The organism is Massilia agri, assembly GCF_024753255.1.
In the GTDB taxonomy this organism is placed as follows: domain Bacteria; phylum Pseudomonadota; class Gammaproteobacteria; order Burkholderiales; family Burkholderiaceae_D; genus Telluria; species Telluria agri.
Map to the genome: position 1 here is coordinate 363,023 of NZ_JANUHA010000003.1, position 24,962 is coordinate 387,984.

Sequence of the window (24,962 nt, forward strand, 5' to 3'; positions counted from 1 at the left end):
CGATTCCATGCGCGGCGCATGAACGCCGGATATGCGGCCGCCCTGCCCTTACGCCGCCTGCAGGGACAGCCTTGCCGGCGCCGCGGCAAGCTTGGCCGGACGCGCGGCCGGCCGGGATTCGCCTGCCGCCTCCAGCCTGAATTCGCCCACCAGGGCGACCAGCGTGGCGGCCTGCTCCTGCAGGCTTTCCGCCGCGGCGGCCGCTTCCTCGACCAGGGCCGCGTTCTGCTGGGTCACGCCATCCATCTGCACGATGGCCTGGTTGACCTGGCCGATGCCGGCGCTCTGCTCGGTGCTGGCCGCGCTGATCTCGGCGACGATGTCGCTGACGCGGCGCACGCTGGACACCACCTCGTGCATGGTCTTGCCGGCTTCCTCGACCAGCATGGTTCCCATGCTCACCTTGTCGACCGAGTCGCCGATCAGGGTCTTGATCTCCCTGGCAGCGGCGGCGCTGCGCTGCGCCAGGTTGCGCACCTCGGTCGCCACCACGGCGAAGCCGCGGCCCTGTTCGCCGGCGCGCGCCGCCTCGACGGCGGCATTGAGCGCCAGGATATTGGTCTGGAAGGCGATGCTGTCGATGACGCCGATGATGTCCACCACCTTCTTCGATGCGTCGCTGATCGAGGCCATGGTGTCGACCACCTGGGCCACCACCTCGCCGCCGCGCGCCGCGATGTCGCTGGCGGAGCCGGCCAGCTGGTTGGCCTGGCGCGCGTTGTCCGCGTTCTGCTTCACGGTGCTGTTCAGTTCTTCCATCGACGCCGCGGTTTCCTCGAGCGCGCTGGCCTGCTGTTCGGTGCGCACCGACAGGTCGGCGTTCCCCTGGCGGATCTCGTTCGATGCCACCGCCACCGCGTCGGAGCTGTTGCGAACGCGCGCCAGCACGTCCTGGATCTTGGCCACGAAAACGTTGAAGCCGCGGGCGATTTCCGCCAGCTCGTCGTTGCCGCGCACTTCCAGGCGCGCGCTCAGGTCGGCGTTGCCGCCCGAGAGCTCGGTCATCGCGTGACCCAGCACGCGCAACGGACGGGTCAGGCGGCGCTGCACCGTCACCATCACGAACACGGCGACCACGGCGCACAGCACCGAGACGAGGGCCGCGTAGCCGGCCAGTTCGCGCGCCGGCGCGGTCGCCACGCTGTGCGGGAAAGTAAGCGAGACTGCCCATGGCGCGATGTCGCGCGAGATGCGCAACGGATACAGCACGTGCACCAGGCCCTTGGCATCGAGGTATTCGTAGGACTTGCCCTGGGCGACCGCCGCCAGCGCTTCGGCCGGCAGGTCGTCGGCCTTCTTGCCGTTGCGGGCGTGGTCCCGGTTGCTGGCGTACATGCCGCGGTTCGAGATCAGGGTCAGCGTGCCCTGGTCCATGATCTTCATCTCGGCCAGCATCGCGCCGAGCTTGGTGAGCTGGAAGTCGCCGGTGACCGCGCCCACGAACTGGCCGTTCACGCGGATCGGCGCCGCAAGCGAGGCGATCAGCACGTCCTTGCCGGCGATCGGGTACAGATAAGGCTCGGTGAAGTGCGAGCGGCCGCTGGCCTTCGGCACGTCGTACCAGTCGTTGCCGCCAGGCGTCGTGGTGAAGACGATGGGCTCGACGTTCACCTTGCCGTCCGGCGTACGCGACCAGTAGGGCATGTAGCGGCCGCTGGCATCGTACAGCGGCGCCTGGCCGGCGAACTCGGCGTCACGGCCATCCAGCGCATCCGGCTCGTAGGCAGCCGAGCTGCCGATGAAGTCTTCCGAGCCGACCAGGTTTGCGCGCACGAGTGCGCCCACCTGCTCGCGCGTCAGCGCCTGGCCGCCTGCCTGGGTCGCACCCAGCGTCGTGGCGACACTTTCCAGCGTGGCCAGGTTGGCCGCAATGCGGCTCTTGAGCAGCGCCGATGCTTCCAGTGTGAGGGCACGCGCCTCGCGCATCGCCGCCTCCTCGGCGCTCGCGCTGTTCTTGACCGCGATGAAGGCGGAGGTCACGCCCATGCTTGCCACTACCAGCATGGTCGCGGTGATGCAGATCTTGGCGGTCAGGGACAGCGAATTGAGGGAAAAGGAGGCGCGGCGCGTACTGCTGGTTTGCTTGTTCATGGTCGTGTCTCTCGTTCTCAGAAGGTGCGGGTGAGGTTGACGGTGAAGGTGCCCTCGGCGGGGTTCGAATAGGCGATGGCGCCGTTTGCGCGCGCCACGCCCGTGGTGTAGCGGTCGTAGGCGTCGGTGGCGCCCCAGGCGCGGGTATAGGCGGCGGCGACGCTCCAGCCTGCGTCGAAGGTCCTGGTCACGCCCGCCTTCGCGTCGCGCCAGTCCCACACCTCGTTGCCGGCGCCGGCAACGCGGCCGTCGCCCAGGTGCAGGTTGAGCGTCCAGCCGCCGCCCAGATCGTGGTTGGCGCCAATGTCCAGGTAGCCGGTGCCGCGCGCATTCACGATGCCGAAGAAGTCGCGCGACACGGTGCGGTAGTACTTCGCGTACAGGGACTTGTAGCTGAGGCCGGGCGCCAGTTCGGTGTAGTCGAATGTCGTGCCGGTGGATGAGATGCGGGCGCCCGGATAGCGGTAGTGCACCGCCGTCAGGCTGTAGCCGAGCGGCCCGAGCGTGCCGGCATAGCCGCCGTACAGGTCCCATTCGACGCGGCCGCCCTCGATGAAGCGGTCGCTGACGGTCGACATCCAGGTGCCGGCCGACCAGCCGCTCGCGTGGACGACGTCGACGCCGGCCTGCAGCGCGGGGCGGCCCCAGGTCTGGCGCATGCCGCGCGACACGTATTGCGAGGCCAGGGTGACCGTGGCGCTGGCCGTCAGCGACGGCGCGGCGGTGGAGGTGGTGGCGTCGCCGGCTTGGGCGGCGCACATGGCCGGCGCCAGCAGAAAGGCCGGCAGGAGCCGGGAAAACAGGGAAGTCATGGAAGTCTCGTCAGTATCCGGCGGGGCGTCACGGCGCCTCCGCTTACTCAGCAATTAATGCCGTACGGAAATTTTACGAGACGAATGTGAATATTCACGGAAATGTAAATATTCGATAACAGAATTTTTCATTTCCTGCGTCGCCGGCGCAACAGCCGCGCCGGCGGACGGGTTCAGGGCGGGCTTGGCGCGTCGGGCCGCTCGAGCAGCTCCTGCGCCAGCTTCAGGCCCTTCACCATGACGGCAAAGGCTTCGTGCTTGGACGCTTCGTCGGGGACGCGCAGGACGTAGGAAGGGTGGTAGATGGTGACCACCCAGCAGCCGTCGACGCGCACCGGCCTGCCGAGGAAGTCCTTCAGTGCGACCGTGCCCTTGCGCATGACGGACTTCAGGGCCGTCGCGCCCATCGCCACGATGACCTTCGGCTTGACGGCGGCGAGCTCCTTCTCGAGCCAGTAGTGGCAGGCCTCGATCTCGCGCTGGACCGGGGTCTTGTGCAGGCGGCGCTTGCCGCGCGGTTCCCACTTGAAGTGCTTGACCGCGTTGGTCAGGTAGATGGCCTTGCGGTCCACCTCGGCCTGGGCGAAGACCTGGTCGAGCAGTTTGCCGGCCGGGCCGACGAAGGGCTTGCCGGCCAGGTCTTCCTGGTCGCCGGGCTGCTCGCCGACGATCATGATGGGCGCGCGTTTCGATCCTTCCCCCGGCACGGCCTGGGTGGCGTACTGCCACAGCTCGCAGCGCCGGCATTCGTCGAGTTTGGAGGGCTGCTCGCGATCGGGTTGGGCCTTCTCCGCCGAAATCGGGATCGTCGTCGCCCCACGCTTGGCGCCGACCGCCTGGACCTGCCCGATCTTGCGTGCGCCGAGTTCGGCCTGGCTCACCAGCGAAGGCACGATGGCGCCTTCGGGGAGGTTCTTCCAGAAGCGCGCCGGGATGTGGCTCTGCATCAGCTGGGCGTTCACGCGCGCCGGGTTGAAGATGCTGCGGTAGTAAGTCAGCCAGAGCGCCTCCCCCGCATCGTCGAGGTCCGCCGCGCTCGACATCAGGGGGCCGGTGTTGTGCAGCGTGGCGCCGTCCCACAGCACGCTGGCGTCGGGCGTGGCGATCATCCAGCTCACCTTGCCCATGCGGGCAACGAAATGCTCGGCCACCTGGGGCAGGACGTCGTGGCGCGGCTCGAACCAGGCCACGAAGCGCGGCGGGCCGGCGTCGACGGGACGTTCGCGGAATCGGATGTAGGCATGCATGTCGTGCTCCTCGCGGCGCACCGCCTTCACCATGGCGTGCAGGCGTCCGCCGTCCGGGTCGGCGGGCGACTGCACCTCATGCTCGCCCTGGGTCCAGCGCCACACCACGCGGTAGAGAAAGGCCCAGCGGTCCGGGTCCCGGAAGCAGGCGGCGCGGGCCAGCATCTCCATCAGCGAGCGTGGCAGGTGCGGCGCCGCTTTCGTTTGATTGGATGGGATGGCTGCATTATCGGGCGGCCCGGCGACTGGCGTCGCACCCGAGAACAGGTCGTCGGCGCCCGGCCTGCTCCACGTCACCGCCTCGGGCGGCACGCCGGCGCGCAGCAGCTCGCGCGCCGCCTCGCGCCAGTCGGCGAAGTTGTTCACCTCGAGGAAGGCGGCGCCGGCTGCGTCGATGCTCATGCTGCCTGCAGCTCCGGCCACAGGTTCATCTGCTCGGGCGCGTCGGCCAGGTGGCGCCGCAGGATGTGGGAACTCGTGCCTCCCTCGGCCGGCTTGTAGTCGGCCGTGACGATGAAGGGGGCCAGCTTCTTCATGCTGCAGCGCAGGCGCGACAGGTCTTCCCAGCGGATGCGGCGGATGCGGCGCAGCTCGACGATGCGCCTGGCATTGCGGATGCCGATGCCGGGCACGCGCGCGATCATGGTCTCGTCGGCCCGGTTCAGGTCCAGCGGGAAGTGCTCGCGGTTAGCTAACGCCCAACCCAGCTTGGGGTCGACGTCGAGCGCCAGGTTGCCGGACGTCGGCATCAACTCGCCCGCCGTGAAGCCGTAGCCGCGCAGCAGGAAGTCGGCCTGATACAGCCGGTGCTCGCGCAGCAGCGGCGGGGGCGCCGCCGGCACGCTCTTCGGGCTCTGGGGGATGGGGCTGAAGGCCGAGTAGTAGACGCGCTTGAGTCGATAGCTGCCGTAGAGCGTCTCGGCGGTGTTCAGGATGGTGTGGTCGTCGCTGCCGTCGGCGCCGACGATCATCTGCGTGCTCTGCCCCGCCGGCGCGAAACTCGGCGCCTTCGGCTCTTCACGCTTTTCGTCCAGCTTGCGGCGGATCGAGCCCATCGCCAGCTTGATGGTGTGGACGTTCTTCTCGGGCGCCAGGCGGCTGACGCTGTCGTGGGTGGGCAGCTCGATGTTGACGGACAGGCGGTCGGCCCAGCGGCCCGCTTCCTCGATGAGCAGCGGGTCGGCGTCGGGGATGGTCTTGAGGTGGATGTAGCCGCGGAACTTGTGGACTTCACGCAGCCGGCGCGCCACGGCCACCAGCTGCTCCATCGTGTAGTCGGCCGACTGGATGATGCCCGAGCTGAGGAACAGGCCGTCGATGTAGTTGCGCACGTAGAAGTCGTGCGTGAGCTTGACCACCTCTTCCACCGAGAAGCGGGCGCGCGGCACGTTGGACGAGCGGCGGTTGATGCAGTACTGGCAGTCGTAGATGCAGAAATTGGTGAGCAGGATCTTCAGCAGCGACACGCAGCGGCCGTCCGGCGTGTAGCTGTGACAGATGCCCATGCCCGTGGTGGCGCCGAAGCCGTCCTTGTCTTCGGAACTACGTTTCGGCGCACCGCTGCTGGCGCAGGACGCGTCGTATTTCGCGGCGTCGGCCAGGATTTCTAGCTTGTCGGTAAGTTCCATCGCACGAGGTGAACTGTATGGGCATACAGTATACTATCGCGCGTGTATGCACAGGTGAGCGGGGTCAACTGTGCGCGGTTCAATGGCGGGGCAGGAGCGAAAAAAGCCCGGTCATCGGACCGGGCTTTTCATTACAACAAGCTCAGCAGATCAGCGAATCGGCTTGCCGTCCGCATCCACCACGCTCACCGTCCCCCAGCCCAGCGAACGCACACCCGCCTCGATCCTGCGCAGGTCGCCGATCACGATCCACACCGCCTCATCCGGCTTGATGAACTTGCTTGATGCCGCGTTCAGTTGCTCCGGGCTCAAGGCGCGCACATTCGACGCGTACTTGTTCCAGTAGTCGTCGGCCAGGCCCAGGTTCACGGTTTCCAGCCCGGCCGCTTCCAGCGCGGCGAGGGTGGAGAAACGGCCCGGCAGGCGCGAGGTCATGCCGCGCATGATGCTCTCGTACTCGGCGCCGGCCAAGGGGCGCTCGCCGGCCACGCCGCGCAGCTCCTTCTGCACCTCCCGCATCGCTTCGACCGTCTTGTCGGTCTGGACCGGCGCGATGATGTAGAAGGGGCGCTGGCCGCGGACGTCGGTCAGGCGGGCCTGGGTGCCGTAGCTCCAGTGCTTGTCCAGGCGCAGGTTGCGGTTCAGGCGCGAGGTCGCCATGCCGCCGAAGTTCATCATGACCGGCTCCATCGCCAGGTCCTCGGGCTGGCCCTGGACCTGGGAGACGTGGGTCGCGACGATGGTCGACTGCGGCGCGTCCGGCTTGTCGACCAGGATCAGGCGCTTGCCCTGGGTCGCAGGCACGGTGCTCATCTTCTTGGCGGGGGCTTGTCCCTGCTGCCACTTGCCGAAGCTCGCTTCCAGCATCGGCAGGAGCTTGTCCATGGTGGTGTCGCCGGCCACGACGATGGTGGCGCTGCCCGGCTTGAACCAGGTGGCGTGCCATGCGGCGAGGTCGTCGCGGGTGATCGACTGGACGCTGCCTTCGAAGCCGGACGCCGGCTTGCCGTAGGCGTGCTCCGGGCCGTAGAGGACCGCCGGGACCAGGCGCAGGGCCAGGCTGTTCGGCTGCGCCTTTTCCTGGCCGATGCCGGCGATGCGGCGGGTCTTCGCGAGCGCGAACTGGTCTTGCGGGAAGCTCGGCGCCAGCGCCGCTTCGGCCATCAGGTTCAGGGACGGCGCCAGGTTGGCGCTGGTGGCCTGCAGGCGCACCAGGGACTGGTCCTGGCCGGTTGCGGTGTAGAGGCGCGCGCCGAGGTTTTCCAGCGCGTCCGACAGGGCAAAGGCGTCGCGCGACCTGGTGCCCTTGTCCAGCAGGTCCAGCGCCAGCGAGGCGGCGCCCGCCTTGGCGACCGTGTCGGAAGCCGCGCCGGCGTCGACCGCCAGCGAGACGTTGACGATCGGCGCGGTGTGGCGTTCAAGCAGCACGACCTTCAGGCCGTTCTTCAGCTGGCCGCGCTGCAGGGCCGGGAACTTCACGTCCGGCGCGTCGCCCAGGGCGGGCAGCTTCTTGCGGTCGATGGTCGACTTGGTCGCCGCCAGCTTGGCCGAAGGACGCACGGTCATGGTGTAGTGGTTGGCGCGCAGCCAGCGGTTCGCAGCAAGCTTGACGTCTTGCGGGGTGCTGGTGGCGAACAGCTCGAGGCGGTCGAGGTAGGCATCCGGCTTGCCGCCGTAGGTCTCGCTTTCGGCCAGCACGTCGGAACGGCCGCCCATGCCGCCCAGGCGCTCCACGCTGCGCGCGAAGCCTGCCAGGTCGCTGGTCTTCACGCGTTTCAGCTCGGCCTCGGTCGGGCCTTTTTCCAGCAGCTCGGCCAGCACGCGCTCCATCTCGCGCTCGACTTCCATTGGATCGGCGCCCTGCTTGACGGTGGCGGTCATGGTGAAGGTGCCGCTCAGTTCAGCGTCGTTCACGCCCGCGCTGACGCTGGTGGCCAGGCCCTTCTCGTACACCAGGCGCTTGTCCAGGCGCGCGCTCTTCGAGCCGGCCAGCACGCCGGCCAGCAGGTTCAGGCGCTGGGTGTCGTCATCGCGCCAGCTGGAGACGTGCCAGCTGCGGTAGATGCGCACCTGCGGCACGTGGTCTTCCATCTCGTCGCGGATGTTGCGGTCCAGTTGCGGGATCCACTTCTCGGTGCGCGGCAGCGGCGGGCCCGGGGGGATCGCGCCGAAGTACTTGTTGACCAGCTCATAGGCGCGCTCCGGCGTGATGTCGCCGGCCAGCGAGATCACCGCATTGTTCGGGCCGTAGTAGGTGCGGTACCACTCCTTGATGTCTTCCAGCGAGGCGGCCTGCAGGTCTTCCATGTAGCCGATCGTCGACCACGAATAGGGGTGCGAGTACGGGTACATCTTGGCCGAGATTTCCATGCGCACGCGGCCATACGGCTGGTTCTCGCCCTGGCGCTTCTCGTTCGACACCACGCCGCGCTCGCGCTCCAGCATCTCCTTCGAGATGTAGTTGCCGAGGAAGCCCATGCGGTCCGATTCCAGGAACAGGGTGCGCTCCAGCGCCGACACCGGCACGTCTTCGAAGAAGTTGGTGCGGTCGGTATTGGTGGTGCCGTTGCGGTTGTTCGCGCCCAGGTCGTCCATCGCTTCGCGGAAGCCGTGTGGGTAGTTCTCGGAGCCGTTGAAGAAGAAGTGCTCGAACAGGTGGGCGAAGCCGGTCTTGCCGCGCTTCTCGTTGCGCGAACCGACGTGGTACCACATGTTCACGCCGACGACGGGCACGCTGTGGTCGGTGTGGACCAGCAGGGTCAGGCCGTTGGGCAGCACGAATTTCTTGTGATCGATGCTGTAGGCCTTGCGGTCGAACTTGAACGGCGCGGTGGATTTTGCGGACGGTGCGGCGGCCTGCGAGGGCACTGCTGCGAAGGCGGCGAGGCCGAGCAGCATGGGGAGGGCGAGTTTTTTCATGGCGTCTCGTGGACTGGTTGTTGTAAGTACGTCCCGTCCACGCAAACGCTGGCTGAACGCGCGGTCGGCACAGCCGACCACCCTACAGGAAACGGTATGCTTGCGCTAGCTGCAATGGATGCATATGCGATCTCCGCGCCCCTGTAAGGACGCGGAAAAGTCACACGAAGTTTTGCGCCTGCGCCAGCAGCTGCGGCTCCATGCGCGCCGTGATTTTCTTGAGGTAGCCGGAAGCCGCGGCCACGCCGGCGCCGCCGGCGCGCTGCAGCCAGGCATAGGCCTGCACCAGGTCGCGCTGTACGCCCTGGCCGGCCGAATACATCACGCCGAGGTTGAACTGGGCGCGCGCATGGCCCTGGCGCGCGGCGCACAGGTACCAGAAATGGGCCGCTTCGTAATCGCGCTCGATGCCCTTGCCGCAGTCGTGGCGCAGGCCCAGCTCGAATTGGGCCAGGGCGTGGCCCTGGTCGGCGGCCTTGTGGAACCAGTCGGTTGCTTCCATCGGATTGCCGTGCTCCATGCGGTCGATCAGGATGCCGACCATGTACTGGGCCGGCGCATAGTCCTGGTTCGCCGCGCGCCGGTACCAGTCGAGCGCCTGCGCCTCGTCGCGCGCCACGCCGATGCCGGCTTCAAAACGCAGGCCGAGGTCGAACTGGGCGCGCAGGTGGCCCTGCTCGGCCGCCTTGCGGTACCAGCGCGCCGCCTCTTCCGCATCCGCCGGGACGCCGTTGCCGGCGTCGATCAGCTGGGCCAGGTGGTACTGGGCCGAGGGCATGCCCTGCTCGGCCGCTTCGCGGTACCAGTGGGCGGCCTGGGCCGGGTCGCGTTCGACGCCCTGTCCATGCTCGTAGCGCAGGCCGAGGGTGTCCTGGGCGCCCGCATGGCCTTGGCTTGCGGCGCGGCGGAACCATTCCAGGGCGAGGGTTTCGTTGCGCGGCACGCCATGGCCGCTGTCATGGATCAGGGCCAGGTTGAACTGCGAGCTGGCGTGGCCCTGGCTTGCGGCGCGTTCATACCAGAGGATGGCGCGCAAGCTGTCCTGCTCGACGTCCTGGCCCTTGTCGTAGCGCAGGCCGAGGTTGAACTGGGCCGGCGCATAGCCCTGCTCGGCGGCCTGGCGGAACCAGTCCACGGCCGCTTCGCCGCTGCTCCGCAGGGCGAGGCTGAACTGCGAGCGCCCATAGCCCTGCTCGGCCGCGCGGCGGTACCAGCTGGCGGCCACGTCGAAGTCCTGCGGCACGCCCTTGCCGGTCTCGTACATCATGCCCAGGTTGTGCTGGGCGCCCGGCTCTCCCTGTTCGGCGGCCTGGCTGAACCAGTGCAGGGCCTGCTGCACGTCGTTCGGCACGCCCTGCCCTTTCGCATACAGCCAGCCGAGGTTGTACTGGGCCGGCGCATAGCCCTGGCTTGCCGCGCGCTGGTACCAGTAGGCGGCCTGGCCGTAGTCCTGGCCCACGCCCTGGCCCTTCTGGTACATCACGCCGAGGTTGTACTGGGCCAGTTCCAGGCCGCTGGCCGCGGCCATGCGGTACCAGGCCACCGCCATCTCGTCGTTGCGGGCCACGCCCTGGCCGCTGGCGTACATGAAGCCCAGGCTGTGCTGGGCCGTGGGCACGCCGCGCTCGGCCATGCCCTTCACGCGCAGGTATTCAGCCGTATGGCGTTCTTCGCCTTCGCTGGGCTGGGCCGGGATGTCGAGCATGGCCTTGGCTCAAGCCTGGATTGCGCGCAGGCCGAACAGGGTCGGCTGGGTGCGCAGCGCCTTCATGAACTCGGACAGCGGGATCGGGCGGTAGTACAGGTAGCCCTGCATCGTCATGCAGCCGTTCGAGCGCAGGTAGCGCGCCTGCTCCTCCGTCTCCACGCCTTCCGCGATCAGGTTCAGCCCCAGGCCGCGCGCGATCGAGATGATCGCCAGGATGACGGGGTAGTGGCCGCCTTCCTCGTGGATCTCCTTCACGAAGGACTGGTCGATCTTGACGGTGTGGATCGGGAAGCGGTGCAGGTAAGAGAGCGAGGAGTAGCCGGTGCCGAAGTCGTCGATCGCCACCGACACGCCGAGCTGGCACAGTTTGTTGAGCTGCTCGATCGCGTACTGCGGGTTGCGGATGCAGATGTTCTCGGTGATCTCGACTTCGATCTGGCCCGGCGCGATCCCGTAGCGCACCAGGGCATTGCGCATCTTTTCAAAAAAGTCGCCGCGGTCCAGGTATTGCGGCGACAGGTTCAGCGACAGGCGCACGTGGTCGGTGCCGGTGGCATTCCATTGCAGCATGTCGCGGCACAGGGCGCCGATCATCCAGTCCGAGATCGGCAGCATCAGGCAGTTCTCTTCCGCGAAGGGCAGGAATTCGCCGGCCGACAGCAGGCCGCGGGTCGGGTGGTTCCAGCGCATCAGGGCTTCGGCGCCGACGATACGGCCGGTGAGCGCGTCGATCTGCGGCTGGTAGTACATCTCCAGCTCGTCCTGCTCGAGCGCGCGGCGCAGGGCCTGCTCGAGGGCGATCTTCTGGTGCGACACGTCCAGCATCGACGTGTGGTAGAAGCTGTGGCCGTTCTTCCCCTGGGCCTTGACCTGGTACATGGCGATGTCGGCGTGGCGCAGCAGCTCGTCGATCGATTCGCCGTCGGTCGGGTAGATCGCGATGCCGATCGAGGCCGAGATGTGCACCTCGTGGCCGTCCAGGTCGAACGGCGCCTGCAGGGTCTCGAGGAATTTGTCGGCGATGACGCGCGCGTCGTCGCGGTCGCGCAGCTCGGGCAGCACGATGGTGAATTCGTCGCCGCCCTGGCGCGCCAGGGTGTCGCCCTTGCGCAGGCAGCCCTTCAGGCGGGTGGCGGCCTGCTGCAGCAGCTCGTCGCCCTTGACGTGGCCGAGGGTGTCGTTGACCAGCTTGAACCGGTCCAGGTCGATGAACATCACCGCGAGCTCGGTCTGCTTGCGCTTGGCCTGGATCACGGCCAGGCCCAGGCGGTCCTTGAACAGGATGCGGTTCGGCAGGTCGGTCAGGATGTCGTGGTAGGCCTGGTAGGAGATCACCTCTTCCGCGCGCTTGCGGTCGGTGATGTCGCGCGCCACGCCATAGGTGCCGAAGAACTCGAGCTTCTTCACTTCCTGGTCCGGCACGTGCATGCCGATCGCGTTGAGCGAGATCGTCATCAGGGTGGTGTTGAAGGTGCGGTCCTGGCTGTTCCCGCCGCGGCACTTCAGGCGCAGCTCGACGTTGCGCGAGGCGCGCTCGTCGACGCGGCGCTCGTTGAAGACGTAGCGTGCGCGCTCCAGGTCTTCCTCGTGCACGAGGATGGAATAGTGCTGGCCGAGCAGCTCGTCGCGCGAGTAGCCGAGCAGCTGGTAGGCGCGGTCGTTCACGAAGGTGAAGCGGCCTTCGTGGTTCAGCGTGTAGATGATGTCCGGCGAGGAGTCCACGAGATACCGGTACATCTTCTCGGAGTTCTCCAGCTGGGTCGCCATGCGCTGGTTTTCCAGCGCCAGGCGGCGGCCCTTCAGGGCGTTGGCGACAGTCGCCAGCAGTTCCTCGCGCGCATAGGGCTTGCGCAGGTAGTCGTAGGCGCCGCGCTTCAGGGCGCCGATGGCCGCGTCGATGCCGACTTCGCCGCTCATCACGATCACGTCGGCGTTGATGCCCTTCTCGTTGATGAAGTCCATGATCTCGTGGCCGCCGATGTCGGGCAGGCGCAGGTCGAGCAGGACCAGGTCGAAGCGCAGGCGCGACAGGTGGGCCAGCGCCTCGCTGCCGGAACTCGCGGTAGTCAGGGAGTAGCCGCGGCCCTTCAGCAGCTCGTACAGCGAGGACAACAGGCGCGGCTCGTCGTCCACCAGCAGCAGGCGCGGCTGGCTGTCGAGGTCGAGCGTGGGTGAAAACGGTGCGGGTTCGCCGGCAAGCATGGCGTTGTGCGGGTTCATCATGACGTTAAGCTGAGCCAAGCGCGCGGGCCGGCAGCGCTACGGCAGTGCCGGCGCCGGACCCGGTCCACGCCGGCAGGAGAATTTCGAATGCCGTGCCGCTGCGGCCGCTGCGGCAGGCGATGTGGCCGCCCAGCTTCTTGACCAGGCTGTGCACGATCGACAGGCCGAGGCCGTGGTGCGCGCCGTCCTTGGTGCTCTTCACCGGCGAGAACAGGTGAGCCAGCACATCGCGCGACAGGCCGGGGCCGTTGTCGCTGACCACCAGCTCCAGGTAGAGCTGGCGCTCGCGGTTCACGTGGCCGCGGTTGATGATCTCGATGCGTCCGCCCGTGTTGCCGAGCGCCTCGATGGCGTTCTTCACCAGGTTGACCAGGATCTGCTTGAGCACGTCGGCGTCGCCCTCGATGCGGGTCGCCTCTTCGTGCATGGTGACTGTGATGTCGACCGTGCTCGGCACGAAACCGGTGCTGCGGAACAGGCGCTGCACCTCGTCCACCACCTTGGCCACGTCGGTCGGGCGCGGGCCATTGTCGGCCGGCTTGAGGTCGGCCAGGCTGCCGACCAGCTGGCCGACGCGGTCGATCTCTTCGTTCAGGATCGACATCTCGCTCGTCACCGGTTCCTGGCGCGCCAGCTTGCTGTCCAGGACACTCAGGTAGTTCTTGATGATCGACAGCGGGTTGTTCACCTCGTGCACCACGCGGCGCGAGGCCTCGCGGTATTCCTCGGCCACGTGGGCGAGCTGGCGGCGCGCATGGCCGCGTTCGGCCAACATGGTTTCCAGCGCGGCCGCGGCCTGGGCGCCAAAGGATTGCATGAAGCGCTCGCGGCGCTGGCAGTAAGGCAGCTGCCAGGCGGCGACGCCGCCGATCAGGACGCCGAGGCAGCGCGCGCCGGCAACCAGGGGTACGCAGACCAGGCTGTCGGTGCCGAGCATGCGCAGCAGCTGTTCCTCGGCCAGGCCAAGCGGCTCGCCGTCCTGCACCTCGCGCTGGATGAAGGCCGGACGGCGCTCCAGCGCGCTCTTGGCGATCGGACCGCCTTTCGCGAGCGGCACGGCGAATTCCGCGATGCGCTTGCTGCCCTGGGTCGGCGCGCCCACCAGCGCGTGGCCGGTCGGGTTTTCCAGCAGGACGACGGCATTGCCGAAGTCGAAGAGGATGCGCGCCGAGCGCGTCATCGCTTCCAGCAGGCCCGATTCTCCCTGCTGGCGCGCGAAGCTCTGGCCCACTTCCGAGACCAGCACCATATTGCGCACCTCTTCCGACAGGCGCTGCTGCACCGGATCCAGGTTGGGAGGCGCATAGGCCGGCGGGGCCGGGATATCGTCGGCGCCGGCCAGGTCGATGCCGAGGTGGGCGGCGGCCTTGTCGACCTGGCGCGCCGCGCCTTCGAGCAACTGGCCGATCTGCCCGGCGTCGACGCCACACAGGCCCGCGGCTTCGCGCACGGCCGGCTCGTCGTGCGGATGGCTGGACAGCACGTGGGCCAGGCGCACGATGCGGATCAGGGGGTGGGCCGACTCCAGGCGGTCGCTCGGCTCGTGGTGGTAGAGCACCGCGTCGGCCAGGAAGGAATCGAGCTGCCAGCGTTCGATCAGCCAGGCGCCCGCTTCGGCGTGGGTGATCTGCAGGGTACGCTGCTCGACCGCGCACAGGTCTTCGTCGTCGCGCGCGGTGAAGTTGTAGGCGTACTCTTTCGGCGCGGTGGCGAGCAGGGCCAGGCGGCCGACATTGTGCAGCAGGCCCGCGAGATAGGCTTCTTCCAGGTGCGGATACTCGACCAGGCGCGCGACTTCTTTCGCGATCACGGCGCCGGCCAGGGAATTCTTCCAGAAGGCGCGCAGGTCGGTGCTGCCCGAATGCGGGAAGTTATTAAAGGTCTGGAACACCGAGTCGCTGATGACCAGCGTCTTGATCATGTCGGTGCCGAGGGCGACCAGGGACTGTTCGAGATTGACGTTGCGGTGGTGGCGCTGGTAGGCGGAGCTGTTGGCGACCGCGAGCAGCTTGCCGGTCATGCCGGCGTCCTTGGAGATCAGGGAGGCAAGCTCGGGCATCCCGAGGTCGTCGGCCTGCAAGTGCTCGATCAGACGCACGAGGATCTGCGGCATGGCCGGCAGTCTGGCAATCAATAAACGATTGCGGATGTCCTGATCCGATTGTTGCATGATCTCAAAGCGGCCGCTTTACGAGGTTGCGAGGTTTGTCCGAAGCTTCCCAGGACGGGTTGCCACAAGGTCCAGCTTGTTGATCGTGCAAACAGAACAAAGTTTACATGTTTGTTCTGGGCACGAAAAACTTATCTTAGCATATAGACATTTCTGATCGGGAACAATACTTTCAATCAAAAGTGTTGCCGAGAGGCCGCTCTAATAGTAAGAGCAGAAAGAAGCTTTGCCAGAGCGGGTGAAATAATATATCGATTTGTATGCATATTTGAAAGAATATTTCACCCCAAATGGAAAGGCCCGGCGCAAGTCCGGGCCTTTTGTTCGAAACGTGACGAATCAGGGCAGCTGCTTGCCTTCGCGAATCTGGCCGCGCCGGTAGCGCCGCGCCGTCGCCCACAGCGCGATCGACAGCAGGGTGAAGCCGGCCTGGCCCAGCGCCAGCGACAGCACCGAATGCGAGAGCATCGGCGACACCACGCCGGCGACGATGGCGCCGGCCAGCGTCGTCATGAAGGACTGGCAGGAGGCCACGGTGCCGCGGATGTGCGGGAACAGGTCGAGCGCCATCAAGGTGGCGCCCGGCGCGATGATCGAGCTGCCGAAGGTGAAGAAGAACATGTGCAGCACGCTCCAGGGCAGCGCGGGCGGCAGGAAGCTGTGGTACACCACGTTGAAGGTGACCGCGCCCAGCATGAAGAAGAAGCCCACGCGGATCTGGCGCGCAAAGGTGAGCTTGCCCGCCATGCGGTTGGCCGCCAGCGCGCCCAGGAAGATGCCGCTCACGGTCGGCACGAACAGCCAGGCGAACTGCGAGGGTCCCAGGCCCAGGTGCTCGGGCAGCATCACCGGCGCCGAGGCAATGTAGAGGAAGAGGCCGGCGAAGTTCAGCGCCACCACGCCCGATTTCATGTGGAAGAGGAAGGAGCCGAAGATGGCGCCGTAGCTCTGCGCCAGGAAGCGCGGATTGAAGGGCTGGCGCTTCTCCTTCGGCACGGTCTCGGGCAGGTGCTTCCATGAGAACCAGCCCAGGCCCACGGTGTAGATGCACAGGGCCAGGAAGATCGCGCGCCAGTCGAAGAAGGTGACGATCCAGCCGCCCAGCACGGGCGCGATGGCCGGCGCGATCGAGAAGATCATCGTCACCATCGACAGCAGGCGCGCCGCCGCCGCATCCGAGTACAGGTCGCGGATGATGGCGCGCCCCACCACCACGCCCGCCCCCGCCGACACGCCCTGCATGATGCGGAACACCCACAGGTAATGCACGGACGACGCGGCCGCGCAGCCGAAGGTGCCGATCGCGAACACCACCAGGGCGGTGAGCACCACGTTGCGCCTGCCGAAGGCGTCCGACAGTGCGCCGTGCCACAGCGACATGCCGGCGAAGGCCAGCATATAGGCCGTCAGGGTCTGCTGGACTTCCAGCGGCGTCGCGGCGAGGTCGGCGCGGATCTGCGGGAAGGCCGGCAGGTAGGCGTCGATCGAGAAGGGTCCCAGCATCGACAGCATGGCCAGCAGGGTGGCCAGGCCGCCGGCCGACAGCATCGCGATCTTGTGGGGTGGGGGCAGCGGAACCGGCGTGACCGGGTCCTTGGGCAGGTCGTCGGGTTCGCTCGGCGGCAGCATGGGTGCTTATTGTTCCTGTTTGGGTTTGGCTTCCTCGCGGCGGTTGAAACCGGCCACCATATCGAAGCGGAACAGGCGGCATTCGAGCGCGCCGTTGAAGAAGGGAGTCTTGCGCGCTTCCTTCAGGCGCAGGAGCTTCGGCAGCTGCAGGTCCGCCGTGAACAGGAAAGCGGTCCAGCCGGCGAAGCGCTGCTTGAGCGTGGTGCCCAGCGCCGAGTAGAAGGACACCGCCATCTCGTCCTGCGGCACGGTCGAGTCGCCGCGCACGCCGATACGCTCGCCGTAGGGAGGATTGGTCAGCAGGATGCCCGGCGCCGATGTCGGCGGCGAGACGTGCTGGGCCTCAATCTGCTTCAGGGGCACGTCGAACAGGATGCCGGCCACCTTCAGGTTGTGGCGCGTCATCGCGACCATGTCGCCCGAGATGTCGGAGCCGAAGATGGTCGGCTCGGAAGGAATCGGGTTCGGCTTGATCTCGGCCTTCAGCGCGGCCCAGGCCTCGCGGTCGAAATCGGCGAATTTTTCAAAAGCGAAGCGGCGGCGCGCGCCCGGCGGGATGCCCTGCACCATTTGCGCCGCTTCGACGAGGATGGTGCCGGAGCCGCACATCGGGTCGAACAGCGGCACGCCCGGCTTCCAGCCGGCCACGCGCAGCATGCCCGCGGCCAGGTTCTCGCGCAACGGCGCGTCACCGGTCTCTTCGCGCCAGCCGCGCTTGAACAGGGCCTCGCCCGAGGTGTCGAGGTAGATGATGAAGTTGCGCTGGTCGAGGAAACCGACGATGCGCATGTCCGGCTCGCGGGTGTTGACCGAGGGACGCTTGTTGAACTGGTCGCGGAAGCGGTCGCAGACGGCGTCCTTGATCTTGAGCGTGGTGAACTCGAGGCTCTTGAGCGGCGACTTCACGGCGGTGACGTCCACGCGGATGGTGTGGTTCACGCCGAACCAGTCTTCCCAGGGCTGCTCGAGCACCAGGTCGTAGATGTCGTTTTCGTTGTTGTAGCTGCGCTGGCCCATGCGCATCAGCACACGGGAGGCGATGCGCGAGTGCAGGTTGATGCGGTAGGCATCGACCAGCGAACCGGAGCAGTGCACGCCGCCCGGCACCTGGTTGTGCACCCGCATCGTGGTGCTTTGTTGGGCGATTTCGCCGAGTTCTTCGGCAAGCGCCGCTTCCATGCCGCGCGGGCATGGGCAAAAGTAGGAGGCCATGAGGAGTACCCTTTGTCCGTTGATGAATAATGCGTTACAGACCGCCGGTCCGCACCGGCGGCAATCGATTCAATTAATGCAGTTCAGAAAGGCTTGACGACGACCAGGATGACGATCGCCAGCAGCAGCAGGACCGGCACTTCATTGAAGTAGCGGAACCACTTGTGGCTGCGCTTGTTCTGCCCTGCTTCGAACTTTTTCAGGAGCGAGCCGCAGGCATGATGGTAGCCGATCACCAGGATCACCAGCGCCAGTTTCGCGTGCAGCCAGCCGCCCCGGATGCCGTAGCCCAGCCACAGCCAGATGCCCAGCAGCAGGGCCGGCACGGCCAGGATGGTGGTGAAGCGCAGCAGCCGGCGCGCCATGCCCAGCAGGCGCTCGATGACCGCCGGATTGCTTTCCTGCGCCAGGTTCACATAGATGCGCGGCAGGTAGAACAGCCCGGCGAACCAGGAGGCGATGAAGACGATGTGCAGGGCCTTGATCCAGAGGTACATGCATTTCCTTATTGTTATTGGCGGATTTCGCCGTGGCCGAAGACGACGTACTTCAGCGAGGTAAGCCCTTCCAGCCCGACCGGACCGCGCGCGTGCAGCTTGTCGTTCGAGATGCCGATCTCGGCGCCCAGGCCGTATTCGAAGCCGTCGGCGAAGCGGGTCGAGGCGTTCACCATCACCGAGGCGGAATCGACTTCGCGCAGGAAACGCAGCGCGGCGCTGTAGTCTTCGGTGACGATGGACTCGGTGTGCTTCGAGGACCAGGTGTTGATGTGGTCGATCGCCGCGTCCAGGCCCTCGACCACGCGGATCGCCAGGATCGGGGCCAGGTATTCGGTGGCCCAGTCCTGTTCCGTCGCCTGCGCAAGGTAAGGGTAGCCGGCCAGGATGGCATGCGCCTCGTAGTCGGCGCGCAGCTCGACCTGTTTTTCCGCGTACAGGGTGGCCAGCTGGGGCAGCACGGTCGGGGCGATCGCGCGGGCGACCAGCAGGGTTTCCATCGTGTTGCAGGTGCCATAGCGGTGGCACTTGGCGTTGAAGGCCACCGGCAGCGCCTTGGCCAGATCGGCCTTGTCGTCGATATAGACGTGGCAGATGCCGTCCAGGTGCTTGATCATCGGGACCGTGGACTCTTCCATCAGGCGCGCGATCAGGCCCTTGCCGCCGCGCGGGACGATCACGTCCACGTACTGCGGCATGGTGATCAAGGCGCCCACGGCGGCGCGGTCGGTGGTGTCGACCACCTGCACGGCGTCCAGCGGCAGGCCGGCGCCAGCCAAACCTTCGCTCACGAGTTTCGCCAGCGCGCGGTTGCAGTGGATGGCTTCCGAGCCGCCGCGCAGGATGGCCGCGTTGCCGCTCTTGATGCACAGGCCGGCCGCATCGACCGTCACGTTCGGGCGGGCTTCGTAGATGATGCCGATGACGCCCAGCGGCACGCGCATCTGGCCGACCTGGATGCCGCTCGGGCGCGATTTCATGTTGGTGATCTCGCCGACCGGGTCGGGCAGGGTCACGATCTGGCGCAGGCCTTCGACCATGGTCTTGATGGCGCTGTCGGACAAGGCGAGACGGTCGAGCAGGGCCGGCTCCAGGCCGCCTGCGCGGGCGGCCTCCATGTCCTGCCGGTTCGCGGCGCGCAAGGAATCGGCGTCGCGCTCGATGGCGTCGGCAATCAGGAGCAGCGCACGGTTGCGCGTCGCGCCGTCGGCGCGCGCCATCGCGCGCGAAGCGAGCCGCGCCTTGCGGCCCATCGCGTGCATGTATTCAGTGATATCCATCGTCATCCCCGTAATGGGTTTCGTAGGGTGGGCGGTCCTCCGCCCACGCGTTCAAGCAGCCCGGGAACAGCCGCGAACGATTACCGCGCCACCCGCAATGCCAGCTGCAGCATCGCATCCCACGCATCGCCCGCAAACGCCTTCGCGCGCAGGCCCTTGACCATGCGGTCCACCTGCGCCGCCTCCTGCAGCGCGGCCTCGAGCGTGGCGATCGACACGCGCCGCACGGCCGGTTCCATCATGCGCTCGCGCGGACCCCAGATGCGGTATTCCTTCAGCAGGGCGCCCAGCGGCCGGCCCTGCGCCATCCCGGATTTCAATTTTAGCAGCGTGCGGATTTCTTCACTGACGGCCCACAGAACCAGGGGCAGGGCCTCGCCCTCCCCTTTCAGGCCGTCGAGCATGCGCGCCAGCCGTCCCGCGTCGCCCGCCAGCATGGCTTCCGACAGCTTGAACACGTCGTAGCGCGCCACGTTCAGCACGGCGTCGTGCACCTGCTCGAAACTCAGCTTGCCCGGCTCGTACAAGAGGCCCAGCTTCTGGATTTCCTGGTGCGCCGCCAGCAGGTTGCCTTCGACGCGGTCGGCAATGAAGTCCAGGCTCTGGCGCTCGGCGCTCTGCTGCTGCGCCCCCAGGCGCATGCCGATCCAGCCCGGCAGCTGGGCGCGTTCCACGTTCGGGATCTCGATGTAGACCGCGGCCTGCTGCAGCGCCGTCACCCAGGACGCCTTCGCCGTCTGCCAGTCCAGCTTGGGCAGGGTGATGAGCGTCAGGTTGTCCGGACCGAGGTCTTTCGCATAGCTCTGCAGCGCGGCGCTGCCGTCCTTGCCCGGCTTGCCGCCCGGGATGCGCAGCTCGATCAGCTTCTTGTCGCCGAACAGGGACATGGCCTGGTTCGCCGCCAGCAGCTCGCCCCACTTGAAGTTGCGCTCGACCGTGAGCACGTCGCGCTCCGTATAGCCTTGGGCGCGGGCGGTGCGGCGGATGCGGTCGGCCGCTTCCAGCGCGAGCAGGTGCTCGTCGCTGGTGATCACGTACAAGGGCGCGAGGCCCTTGGCCAGGTGACCCTCGAGGGCCTCGGGCCGCAGCTGCATTACTTCATCTCTTTCAGGCGGCGGGTTTGATGGCAGCCAGGCGGCGCAGGATCTGCTGCACCAGGTCGGACTGCATGTCGCGGTACAGCAGCGCCTCTTCCGATTCCTTGGCCAGCACCTGCGATTCGTCGAAGGCGATATTGCGGCGCAGGGTGATCTCGGTCGGCGCCAGCAGTTCCTTGTTGTTGGCGTCGCGCACACGGAAGACCAGCGTGTAGCTGAGCGAGTATTCGCGCACCCGGCCCAGGCTGTTCAGCGACAGGATCGACTTGCCGCGCGATTCGCCCAGCACGTCGAACAGCGCCTGCGCCTTCGAGGCGTCGTTCTCGATGCGCACGGTGTCGCCCGCGCGCAGGTTGCGCTTGAGCTCCGTGCCCAGCGGCGAGGTCTCGGGGAAGGCCAGGTAGATGCTCTGGAAGGGCATGTTGTACTGGCCGCTCGAACCGCGCAGCTGGAAGCCGCAGCCCGCCAGGGTTGCGGCAAACAAGAGACCTGCTACTGCTCGCACCACGGTGGTCTTCATGGCTTACACCACGATGTTGACGAGTTTACCGGGGACGACGATGACCTTCTTCGGCGTGCCCTCGATGAACTTGCTGACCGATTCCTCGGCCAGCGCGGCGGCTTCGATGCTCGCCTTGTCGGCATCCTTGGCCACTTTTACCGAACCGCGCAGCTTGCCGTTCACCTGGATCATCAGCTCGATCTCCGACTGCTCCAGCGCGGCGGGGTCGACTTCCGGCCACTGCACGTTCAGGATGTCGCCGTAGACGGCGGCGTAACCCAGGTCGGTCCACAGCGCGTGGGTGATGTGCGGCGCCACCGGGTTCAGCAGGCGCAGGAAGATCGAGAAGCCTTCGGCAATCACCGCATCCGATGCGACACCGTCGGCCAGCTTGGCCGACTCGAGGGTGTTGAGCATCTTCATGCAGGCCGACACCACCGTGTTGTACTGGATGCGCTTCAGGTCGTAGTCGGCCTGCTGCAGCACCTTGTGCACTTCGCGGCGCAGGGTTTTCTGGGCGTCGTCGAGCGAACCTTGCTGCTGGCCCTTCAGGGCGGCGGCGATGCGCTCGCGCTGCGCGTAGCCATAGGCCCAGACGCGGCGCAGGAAGCGGCTCGCGCCTTCGACGCCGCTGTTCGACCACTCCAGGGTCTGTTCCGGCGGCGAGGCGAACATGGTGAACAGGCGCGCGGTATCGGCGCCGTACTGCTCGATCTGGGCCTGCGGGTCGATGCCGTTGTTCTTCGACTTCGACATCTTCTCGGTGCCGCCGATGTGCACAGGCTGGCCGTCCGATTTCAGGACGGCGCTCTGCGGGCGGCCCTTGTCGTCAAAGGTGAGTTCCACGTCGGCCGGGTTGAACCAGGTCTTCTTGCCGGACTCGTCTTCGCGGTAGTAGGTCTCGTTCAGCACCATGCCTTGCGTGAGCAGGTTGACGAAGGGCTCGTCGAACTTCAGCAGGCCGAAGTCGCGCATGACCTTGGTCCAGAAGCGCGCGTACAGCAGGTGCATGACCGCGTGCTCGATGCCACCGATGTACTGGTCCATCGGCATCCAGTAGTCGTTGCGCTCGTCGACCATCTTCTCGCTCGAACCAGGCGAGGTATAGCGCATGTAGTACCAGGACGAATCGATGAAGGTGTCCATCGTGTCGGTCTCGCGGCGCGCCGGCTTGCCGCACTTCGGGCAAGAGCAGGCCAGGAAGGCTTCGTCCTTGTTCAGCGGGTTGCCGGTGCCGTCCGGGACCAGGTGTTCCGGCAGCACGACCGGCAGGTCTTGTTCAGGGACCGGCACGGCGCCGCAGTCGCCGCAGTGGATCATCGGGATCGGGGTGCCCCAGTAGCGCTGGCGCGAAATGCCCCAGTCGCGCAGGCGGAAGGTGACCTTCTTGTCGCCCAGGCCCTGTGCGGCCAGGTCGCCGGCCACGGCGTTGACCGCCGAGATGTAATCGAGGCCGTCGTACTTGCCGGAGTTGATGGTCTTGCCCTGCTCCTTGTCGCCGTACCACTCCTGCCAGGCATCCAGGGAGAATTCCTGGCCTTCGACAGCCACCACCTGCTTGATCGGCAGATCGTATTTCTTCGCGAAGCCGAAATCGCGCTCGTCGTGCGCGGGCACGCCCATCACGGCGCCGTCGCCATAGGTCATGAGGACGTAGTTGCCGACCCAGACCGGGACCTGCTCGCCCGTGACCGGGTGGGTGACGGACAGGCCGGTCGGCATGCCCTTCTTCTCCATCGTCGCCATGTCGGCTTCGATGACGGAACCGAGCTTGCACTCGGCGATGAAGGCCTGCAGTTCCGGGTTGTCCTGCGCGGCGTGCTGGGCCAGCGGGTGCTCGGCCGCCACGGCGCAGAAGGTCACGCCCATGATGGTGTCGGCGCGGGTGGTGAAGACGTACAGCTTTCCGTCGTTGATCGGCTCACCCGAGGCGTCCTTGATCTGGTGCGGGAAGGCGAAGCGCACGCCGGTCGACTTGCCGATCCAGTTGGCCTGCATCACGCGCACGCGCTCCGGCCAGCCCGGCAGCTTGTTTTCCACGTATTCCAGCAGCTCGTCCGCGTACTCGGTGATGCGCACGTAGTACATCGGGATCTCGCGCTTCTCGATCAGCGCGCCCGAGCGCCAGCCGCGGCCGTCCACCACCTGCTCGTTCGCCAGCACGGTCTGGTCCACCGGGTCCCAGTTCACGGTGCCGGTCTTCTGGTAGATGATGCCCTTCTCGAGCATCTTGAGGAACATCCACTGGTTCCACTTGTAGTATTCCGGCTTGCAGGCGGTCATCTCGCGCGACCAGTCGATGGCCAGGCCCATCGATTCCATCTGCTTCTTCATGTGCGCGATGTTCGAGTAGGTCCACTCGGCCGGCGGCACGTTGTTGGCCATCGCCGCGTTCTCGGCCGGCATGCCGAAGGCGTCCCAGCCCATCGGCATCAGCACGTTGTAGCCGTTCATCCGCAGGTAGCGGTACATCACGTCATTGATCGTATAGTTGCGCACGTGGCCCATGTGCAGCTTGCCCGACGGGTAAGGCAGCATCGAGCAGGCGTAATACTTGCCTTTCGGGAAACGCGGGTCGTGCTCGACGGCCTTGTAGGCGTCGATCGACTTCCAGTAGGCCTGGGCGGCCTGTTCGACTTCGGCTGGACTATATTTTTCTTGCATGATTTCTGCAGACGTAATGAGGGTGGAACCGGACATTATACTGGTTCATTTTGCACTGCGGCGAAAGGCTGACGTGCAGCGCGGAATGAAAAACCGCCATGCCTGCGGGAGCAGGGATGGCGGTTATCAAGGAAACAAAACCACGCCTAGCGCAGCGTCAGCTTCAGGGCCGGCTTTTCGCCGTAATCCTCGTAGCGCTCGTTGATGCCGCCCACGCAGAAGGCGATTTCCTCCAGCAGTTCGGGCACGGCGGCCTTCACCTTGTCGGCGTCCAGGAAGACGATTTCCAGCACCTCGTTCGGCTTGAGCTGGAAGCGCGTCATGTTCTCCTCGTCGCGCAGGTAACTCATGCAGTCCACCCAGGCGTCGATCGAGTCGGCATAGCCCTCCGGGAAACCGAAGGCGCGCCGCGATTCGGCGTGGAAGGACGCTTCATCGACGATGGCCGCGCCGTTCAGCTGGACGACTGCCATCAGTTCAGCCCCAGTACGTCATCCATGCCGAACAGGCCGTTCGGTTTGCCGGCCAGGAAGCGCGCGGCGCGCAGCGCGCCGTGGGCATAGGTGACGCGGCTGCTGGACTTGTGGCTGATCTCGATGCGCTCGCCCGTGCCGAGGAACATGACGGTGTGGTCGCCCACCACGTCGCCGCCGCGCACGGTGGCGAAGCCGATGGTGGACGGGTCGCGCTCGCCGGTCACGCCTTCGCGGCCGTAGACGGCGCATTCCTTCAGGTCGCGCCCCAGGGCGTCGGCGATGACTTCGCCCATCTTCAGGGCGGTGCCGGACGGCGCGTCGACCTTGTGGCGGTGGTGCGCCTCGACGATCTCGATGTCGTAGCCTTCGCTGAAGCTCTTCGCCGCCATTTCCAGCAGCTTGAGGGTGACGTTCACGCCCACGCTCATGTTCGGGGCGAACACGATGCCGACCTTCTCGCCGGCCGCGCGGATGGCGGCTTTGCCGGCCTCATCGAAACCGGTGGTGCCGATCACCAGCTGCACATTGTTGGCCGCGCAGTATGCCAGGTGCTCGAGGGTGCCTTCCGGACGGGTGAAGTCGATCAGGACGTCGGCGTCCTTCAGGGCGGCCGCGAAGTCGGACTGGATGATGACGCCCGTCGGCTGGCCGGCGAAGGCGCCGGCGTCCTGGCCGATGGACGGCGAGCCGGCGCGGTCGAGGGCGCCGGCCAGGGTGGCGTCGGGGGCGTTCGTGATGGCTTCGACCAGCATGCGGCCCATGCGGCCGCTGGCGCCGGCGACGGCGATACGCAAAGTACTCATGCCT

General features: G+C 66.6%; 17 protein-coding genes. All 17 read right to left on the reverse strand.

Annotated elements, in window-relative coordinates:
* Nucleotides 1-48: 48 nt before the first annotated feature.
* Nucleotides 49-2,091 (reverse strand): methyl-accepting chemotaxis protein, encoded by a 2,043-nt coding sequence (locus NX780_RS06715; protein ID WP_258827076.1) that lies wholly within the window; start codon nt 2,089-2,091, stop codon nt 49-51.
* Nucleotides 2,092-2,108: 17 nt separating this feature from the next.
* Nucleotides 2,109-2,903, reverse strand: coding sequence for a TorF family putative porin (locus tag NX780_RS06720; protein ID WP_258827077.1), 795 nt, complete (start codon nt 2,901-2,903; stop codon nt 2,109-2,111).
* Between the two features lie 173 nt (nt 2,904-3,076).
* Complete coding sequence (locus NX780_RS06725; RefSeq protein ID WP_258827078.1) at nt 3,077-4,552, reverse strand: UdgX family uracil-DNA binding protein; 1,476 nt, start codon at nt 4,550-4,552, stop codon at nt 3,077-3,079.
* On the reverse strand, nt 4,549-5,778 hold the full coding sequence (locus tag NX780_RS06730) for a putative DNA modification/repair radical SAM protein (RefSeq protein ID WP_258827079.1): 1,230 nt from the start codon (nt 5,776-5,778) through the stop codon (nt 4,549-4,551). The genes NX780_RS06725 and NX780_RS06730 overlap by 4 nt, the downstream gene beginning before the upstream one ends.
* 150 nt (nt 5,779-5,928) lie before the next feature.
* A complete protein-coding gene (locus NX780_RS06735; protein WP_258827080.1) occupies nt 5,929-8,697 on the reverse strand; it encodes a M16 family metallopeptidase in 2,769 nt (922 codons plus the stop codon).
* 160 nt (nt 8,698-8,857) lie between these two features.
* The gene (locus tag NX780_RS06740; RefSeq protein WP_258827081.1) at nt 8,858-10,402 is read right to left on the reverse strand and encodes a tetratricopeptide repeat protein; all 1,545 of its coding nucleotides are present in this window, start codon (nt 10,400-10,402) and stop codon (nt 8,858-8,860) included.
* A 9-nt stretch (nt 10,403-10,411) separates the two neighbouring features.
* Complete coding sequence (locus NX780_RS06745; protein ID WP_370663584.1) at nt 10,412-12,628, reverse strand: EAL domain-containing response regulator; 2,217 nt, start codon at nt 12,626-12,628, stop codon at nt 10,412-10,414.
* A 4-nt stretch (nt 12,629-12,632) separates the two neighbouring features.
* A complete protein-coding gene (locus tag NX780_RS06750; RefSeq protein WP_258827082.1) occupies nt 12,633-14,798 on the reverse strand; it encodes an HDOD domain-containing protein in 2,166 nt (721 codons plus the stop codon).
* Nucleotides 14,799-15,137: 339 nt separating this feature from the next.
* Complete coding sequence (locus NX780_RS06755) at nt 15,138-16,427, reverse strand: multidrug effflux MFS transporter (RefSeq protein WP_258827083.1); 1,290 nt, start codon at nt 16,425-16,427, stop codon at nt 15,138-15,140.
* 6 nt (nt 16,428-16,433) lie between these two features.
* On the reverse strand, nt 16,434-17,639 hold the full coding sequence (locus NX780_RS06760; RefSeq protein ID WP_441294992.1) for a THUMP domain-containing class I SAM-dependent RNA methyltransferase: 1,206 nt from the start codon (nt 17,637-17,639) through the stop codon (nt 16,434-16,436).
* Nucleotides 17,640-17,722: 83 nt separating this feature from the next.
* Nucleotides 17,723-18,136 carry a CopD family protein gene (locus NX780_RS06765; RefSeq protein ID WP_258827084.1) on the reverse strand — a complete coding sequence of 138 codons (414 nt, stop codon included), beginning with the start codon at nt 18,134-18,136 and terminating at the stop codon, nt 17,723-17,725.
* Between the two features lie 14 nt (nt 18,137-18,150).
* Nucleotides 18,151-19,416, reverse strand: a complete 1,266-nt coding sequence (locus NX780_RS06770) for a glutamate-5-semialdehyde dehydrogenase (protein WP_258827085.1) — start codon at nt 19,414-19,416, stop codon at nt 18,151-18,153.
* 80 nt (nt 19,417-19,496) lie between these two features.
* The gene (gene holA / locus NX780_RS06775; protein WP_258827086.1) at nt 19,497-20,510 is read right to left on the reverse strand and encodes a DNA polymerase III subunit delta; all 1,014 of its coding nucleotides are present in this window, start codon (nt 20,508-20,510) and stop codon (nt 19,497-19,499) included.
* A gap of 13 nt (nt 20,511-20,523) precedes the next feature.
* On the reverse strand, nt 20,524-21,033 hold the full coding sequence (locus NX780_RS06780; protein WP_258827087.1) for an LPS-assembly lipoprotein LptE: 510 nt from the start codon (nt 21,031-21,033) through the stop codon (nt 20,524-20,526).
* Between the two features lie 3 nt (nt 21,034-21,036).
* Entirely contained in the window at nt 21,037-23,679 is a 2,643-nt protein-coding gene (gene leuS, locus NX780_RS06785) for a leucine--tRNA ligase (RefSeq protein WP_258827088.1), read from the reverse strand.
* Nucleotides 23,680-23,825: 146 nt separating this feature from the next.
* Nucleotides 23,826-24,152 (reverse strand): barstar family protein, encoded by a 327-nt coding sequence (locus NX780_RS06790; protein ID WP_258827089.1) that lies wholly within the window; start codon nt 24,150-24,152, stop codon nt 23,826-23,828.
* On the reverse strand, nt 24,152-24,958 hold the full coding sequence (dapB, locus tag NX780_RS06795; protein WP_258827090.1) for a 4-hydroxy-tetrahydrodipicolinate reductase: 807 nt from the start codon (nt 24,956-24,958) through the stop codon (nt 24,152-24,154). The genes NX780_RS06790 and dapB overlap by 1 nt, the downstream gene beginning before the upstream one ends.
* Between the last annotated feature and the right edge of the window lie 4 nt (nt 24,959-24,962).